This window comes from Ignavibacteria bacterium (genome assembly GCA_025612375.1).
Lineage (GTDB): Bacteria > Bacteroidota > Ignavibacteria > Ignavibacteriales > SURF-24 > JAAXKN01.
This window is the reverse complement of sequence record JAAXKN010000083.1, coordinates 1-5,235: the sequence shown is the minus strand read 5'-3', so window position 1 is coordinate 5,235 and position 5,235 is coordinate 1. Positions and strand designations below refer to the sequence as shown.

Genomic DNA, 5,235 nt, shown 5'->3' with positions numbered 1-5,235 from the left:
TCCTGCACTCTGCTCCTTATTTACCAGAGTTGCCGCCTCGCGCCCGAGCATGTCAAAAACCTTCAGCTCAACAAAAGATTCTTTGGGAATCATATAGCTGATAGTTGTCGCCGGGTTAAAAGGATTCGGGTAATTCTGAGAAAGCATAAAGCCGCGAACAGCCGCGCCCTCTCCGGAACCTTTAACATCTGCAACCGGATCATTGAATTCCAGTATGCTCAGCTTGCTCCTCTCAATTGTCGTATCCCTGCTTTCACTCCAGAAGCAGTAAATCTTTCCGTTTTTCAACTTAATAATTGGCAGAGTCTGGTAGTACTCTTCATTTTCGCCGCTTACTCTGAAAGGAGTGCCTATGGGCTTGTTATCCGGAGAATATCTCTGTGCATAGATTTTCATATTTTCCTTCCACTCCTCCTGGTCCCAGGCAACAACCGTATTGCCAAGAGAATCAATTGCTACAGATACCGAGGGAGCCACGCCGACTCCTCCCTCCTTTGAAGTAACATTCTCGCTTGCTCCGAGCGGTTTTCCATCCTTATCAAAACGCCTTAGCTGGATCTGGTAGCCCAATCCGTTCAGCTGCCCTCCCCAAACTGCCGTAAAGTTTCCCTTCGGGTCCACTGCAGCGTCCAGAAACCACAAGTCCGTCAGGCGGCTGTCTTCACTTACAAGAATGCTGCTGCCCTGTGGAATTCCGGTAATTGAGACCTCCCTTGCATAGACCTTGTACGAGCCGCTTCTGTTATCCCTCCAGAAAACCCAATATCCGCTCCCCGCAGGCTTAACAGCTATTTTAGCTGAAGAACACTCCGCGTTTTCATTGTCATTAATCCTTACTTCCGGTCCTTTCGACTCAAGCTCTGTTGATAGCAATCTTCCGTAGACTCCGTCATAATGACCCACCTGGCTTCCGCCGGTCCAAACCCCCGCAGCGAGTGAATCGTTGAGGAGAGATATTTCGGGACTCCGGCGGTATATATCCCCCGAAGTGGAGCTGATTCTTATGTCTGTCCTGAGAGAGTCTTTTGCAAGGTCCAGTACCCCTCCTTTTATGTATGAACTGAATATCATTGTCATTTCATTCCAGAGGAATAGAACAGAGCCTTTACTTTCTGCAAGTGCCGGTGAACCTGCCCAGGGAGATGAAATAATACTTCTTTGATTTCTTATTGGAATGCCCGACGAATTAAAAGTCTGGTAATAAATGCCTGAATAACTGCCCTTGAAACCCATATGTATATTCCCGCCCAAATCCATTGAGGTCCGGAAAAAAAACAGGCTGTCTGAGAGTACGATATCAGGCTTGTTCTGTGCAAAAGCCTGGAGGCTTAAGAAAAGAAATGCAATTGTTAAAAGATGAGTTTTCAACTTCACTCCGCAAAACTTTTATTAGAAAGCTGAATTTCATTTAAATACGCAGAACAGAGACAACAATATAAAGCGCCATTAAGTACTTTGTGAAAATTATTTATTTTTTACGCATTATGCCAGTGATTTCTGAATCATTTTTGTCCACTATTTCAGAAAGGAGTTATTATCGTAACGTACTTCTTATCATTTATTGCATTAATTTATATAAAAGAATTCGCCACTTTCATTTTAGTATTCTTCAATAAAGCCCTTTTTCCCGCGCCTTATGACAAACCACTGATTATTATTTTCTCTTGAGTAGTAACTAAGAGAATTATTTGGTATCTTCGAAAATTCTTCAAACAATTAACAACAGGAGTCTAATGGAAAAAATTAAGTCGTACAATACACATGACAGTGGAATTGATATTTTCAGGGGACTTGCAGTCTTATCGGTAATTTTGCTTCACCTTAACATAAGAATTCCTTTCAGCGGCACCTTTTTAGGCAGCATGATGCCAAAACCTATATACAGCATCTTTTTCTGGAGCGGGTATTATGGCGTCTGCACGTTTTTTGTTATTTCAGGATTTTTAATTACCAAATCAGCACTGAATAAATGGAGTTCATTGCCGAAAGTCAGTCTGCGCGGCTTTTATACAATGAGAATTGCACGCGTAATGCCGATGCTTCTGTCATTGCTTTTTGTCCTTTCCCTGCTTCATTTCAGCGGTATTGAGGAATTTGTAATCAATCCGGCAAAAACATCTCTGGGCAGAGCTATTTTTGCCGCACTGACGTTCCACATAAACTGGCTTGAGATCCAGGTAGGCTATCTGCCCGGTCCATGGGATATACTCTGGTCTTTATCCATTGAAGAGTTCTTTTATTTCTTTTTCCCTATTGTTTGCTTTTTCTGCCGCAAGGAGTGGCATTTTGTTGCTCTTGTCTCAGTATTCCTCATTATCTCTCCTTTTGCGCGTACAACGTGGTATCCGGGAAATGAATTGGCGGACAAGAATCATTTTGCATACCTGGACGCAATCTCCCTTGGATGTATTGCTGCCTTAGTATCAAGAAGAATTGAGCTGAAGAAAAATGCTTTACTTATAATGAAAATAGCCGGCTGGCTCTTGTTTGGACTGGTTTTCTTTTTCAGGAAATGGGTTTACTCAATCGGTATAACCTCAATCGGGTTAAACGTGAGCCTTTTAGCCATAGGCGCTGCATTGATACTGATCTGCATGAATAAGAGTTTTTCAAAAAATCCAAAGACTCCGTCAAAATTTACAGAACCGCTTCTTATTTTAGGCCGTAACAGTTATGAGATATATCTTACGCACATATTCATCGTGATTGCTTTTGTATATATATTTGATTCAATGAAGCTTTCAGGAGAATGGATCTGGGCGCTTTACATTTCTGTAATAGTTTTATCGGCTGTTTTAGGAAACTTAATAGCTCAGTATTTTTCAAATCCTGTTAATCTTATTATCCGTAAAAGGTCAAATATCAAATTTGCGGCAGAAAAGGCCTCTCTAAAAGAAGATCTGCCTGAAGAGCAGTTGTCCGAAGAGCAGGAAGCCCGCTAAAATTCAATGCCTTATCCCGATAGATCTTTTATACAGAAAAAGGCAGAGACAATTATGACAGTCTCTGCCTTTTTCTGTTAACTATTCATCAAATATCATTTCAGAATCAACATCTTGCGCATTGAAGTATGTTCCCCTGCCCTCAGCTGATAGATATACATCCCGCTCGGAAGGTTTGATGCGTTGAACCGGACTGTGTGGGCGCCTGCATTCTTATATTCATCTACAAGAGTTGCCACTTCCTTTCCAAGCATATCATACACCCTGAGAGTTACGTTTGACGCTTCAAGCAGCTGGAAACTGATCTGTGTTGTTGGATTAAACGGATTGGGATAGTTCTGCAACAGTGCAAAATCCTTTACATAGCTGCTTTTTTCACCAACTGAGGTGGCAGCATCATTTTTGAATATGGAAAGCCCGTTTGCGCTCTCAGAAAAAATAATATAATCTTTGTCAATAAACATGTCTGAAATGTAAGTAACCTCATCATAAAATCTTACAAGTTGAGGCGATGCGGGATTCTCTAAATTGTAAACCCTTAGTCCTCTGCCCGTAAAAAATACGTAAGCAAAGCCACCCAGCACACTAATTTTGTAAGCACCGGCATCTGCAATTTTGCCAACTTCTTTCGGGCCCTTAGGATCGGAAACATTAAATATTTTTATCCCGTCATCATATATGCTTACATATAAATAGTTGCCTTTAAGGCAAAAGTTTTGCGCATTCAAAACCGGGATTTCACTGACGAGAACTGCTCCTGAGGGATTACTGATATCAAAGATCTTTACTCTTTTCATCTCCTCTAATAAATATAATGTTGAACCATTGACCGCTATATCCAGATCTCTAACCGGATCCGTTGAGTAGCTGAATATTTTTTCCGGATGAAATGGATCAGCCGCATTATAAATCATGAATTCATAAGGCCTTACCGCATATGCGTAATTGCCTGCGGGTATTATTTTTATTATATCCTCCGGAAGCGATTCACTTATTTTCTTCAGGGCCGGCATGCTCCCCAGGCTGAAGATTGAAAATCCATACCCGCCTCCTGAAAAGCCGGCAAAAAGAAGTGTATCCTTTACGCCAACTGTATTGCAGCTCTCAAAAGAGATAATCCCCTTATAAGAAAATACTTCGGTTGAGGCTGACGGCTTAGAAATATCAAGGACTTTCAGTCCGCCCATGGAGTTGGCCACATAGAGGAAGTCTCCTTTTCTGACTACATTGCCCGTGGTGCCGGCTGTCTTGAAAGAAGCACCCTCAACGGGTGAAGCGGGGTTGCTGACATCAAAAGAAACTACTCCTTTGTGTTCAGCTGTAACAAAAAGCCTTTTATCTTTTAGGGCCATGTCGTAAGCATAATCCACACTCTTTTTAAGCACTTCTTTGACACTGTGGGGATTGCTTACATCAGCTACCGTAACATAATCTCCAACATCAGTATTGGAAGTTACATATGCATAATTTCCGTTTAGGGTTATTTTCGCCCCGATAGCACTCCAGTCGCCCACTAAATCAAATCTGCTTTCTTCAAATATATTGGAAGGATTTTTTATGTTAAGGGCGTGAAACCCTCCTTTTCTATAATAAGAATTTATGTTTCCGCTTGTTATGTATGCAATGCTGTCATTTACCAGGATGTCAATGGGGTCATAATTATGGTTGAAATCATAATGCCCTAAGATTACGGGGGCAGTCTTATTTTTAACATTTAATACATAAAACCCGGAATCCGGACTGCAGGCATAAGCCAGTGAGTCGACTATAGATACACCTGAAGTAAAATAATGGTATAAAGCAGAAGAAACAATTTTAGGTTCTGAAGGATTGCTTACATCAACTATTTTTAAGCCTTGGTCGGAGCATGCCGCATAAACAAAATTATCTTTTATAAACATAGATAGTACAATTGACAAAAACACAGCGTTGGCCTTCTTAGGCTTGGCTTTGTCTGAAATGTCCACGATGTAAAGTCCATTTACCCCGCCGACATAAGCATACCTGTCCCACACTCTTATGCAGTATATGTAATCATCAAGGTCGAGTTTGCCGACAGAAATAAAACTGTCGGGATTGGTAATATCCAGTATTTCAAGAGCCGAACCGTTATTGATATATGCATAATTGCTTTCCACGGCTACGGCTCTAGAAGGACCGTCGGGCCAGCGTCCGGCAAGTGTAAGGAAATCCGTCTGAGAATGCACGGCACTGTTTAGAAGGATAAAGACTGAAAGAATTTTGAATAAAATACGCATTTAACTGCTCCCTTAATTAACAGAAAAAATGAGCA

General features: G+C 41.4%; 3 protein-coding genes. 1 reads left to right on the top strand and 2 read right to left on the bottom strand.

Features of this window, described 5'->3' with window-relative positions; all coding sequences use genetic code 11:
• Nucleotides 1-1,368 (bottom strand): hypothetical protein (locus tag HF312_21105; GenBank protein ID MCU7522720.1); only part of this gene is annotated, 1,368 nt, incomplete at its 3' end.
• A 365-nt stretch (nucleotides 1,369-1,733) separates the two neighbouring features.
• Between HF312_21105 and HF312_21100 the strand changes: the two genes are divergently transcribed.
• On the top strand, nucleotides 1,734-2,942 hold the full coding sequence (locus HF312_21100) for an acyltransferase (protein ID MCU7522719.1): 1,209 nt from the start codon (nucleotides 1,734-1,736) through the stop codon (nucleotides 2,940-2,942).
• A 95-nt stretch (nucleotides 2,943-3,037) separates the two neighbouring features.
• Here HF312_21100 and HF312_21095 read toward each other — a convergent pair whose 3' ends face one another.
• The gene (locus HF312_21095) at nucleotides 3,038-5,200 is read right to left on the bottom strand and encodes a T9SS type A sorting domain-containing protein (GenBank protein ID MCU7522718.1); all 2,163 of its coding nucleotides are present in this window, start codon (nucleotides 5,198-5,200) and stop codon (nucleotides 3,038-3,040) included.
• Between the last annotated feature and the right edge of the window lie 35 nt (nucleotides 5,201-5,235).

What these genes read in the sequence shown, in the direction of transcription:
- HF312_21100 (MCU7522719.1), top strand. Translation starts at nt 1,734, where the DNA reads ATGGAAAAAATTAAGTCGTACAATACACATGACAGTGGAATTGATATT.
- HF312_21095 (MCU7522718.1), bottom strand. Translation starts at nt 5,200, where the DNA reads ATGCGTATTTTATTCAAAATTCTTTCAGTCTTTATCCTTCTAAACAGT.